1 protein-coding gene is annotated in these 360 nt (G+C 45.3%); it reads left to right on the top strand.

Going from position 1 to position 360, the window contains the following annotated elements:
• A partial coding sequence (gene raiA, locus D4N35_RS17925; protein WP_369122671.1) for a ribosome-associated translation inhibitor RaiA occupies positions 1-357 on the top strand: 357 nt, incomplete at its 5' end.
• Between the last annotated feature and the right edge of the window lie 3 nt (positions 358-360).

Consider the following 360-nt stretch of genomic DNA (forward strand, 5'->3'; position numbering starts at 1 on the left):
CAAGAGGTAAAATTTATGACAATGAACATTACCAGCAAACAAATGGAAATTACTCCGGCCATCCGCCAACATGTCGCAGACCGTCTCGCCAAACTGGAAAAATGGCAAACACATCTGATTAATCCACATATCATTCTGTCCAAAGAGCCACAAGGGTTTGTTGCTGACGCCACAATCAATACACCTAACGGCGTTCTGGTTGCCAGTGGTAAACATGAAGATATGTACACTGCAATTAACGAATTGATCAACAAGCTGGAACGGCAGCTCAATAAACTGCAGCACAAAGGCGAAGCACGTCGTGCCGCAACATCGGTGAAAGACGCCAACTTCGTCGAAGAAGTTGAAGAAGAGTAGTCC

The sequence above is a fragment of the Siminovitchia fortis genome, from assembly GCF_003605365.2.
Taxonomy (GTDB): Bacteria; Bacillota; Bacilli; order Bacillales; family Bacillaceae_C; genus Siminovitchia; species Siminovitchia fortis.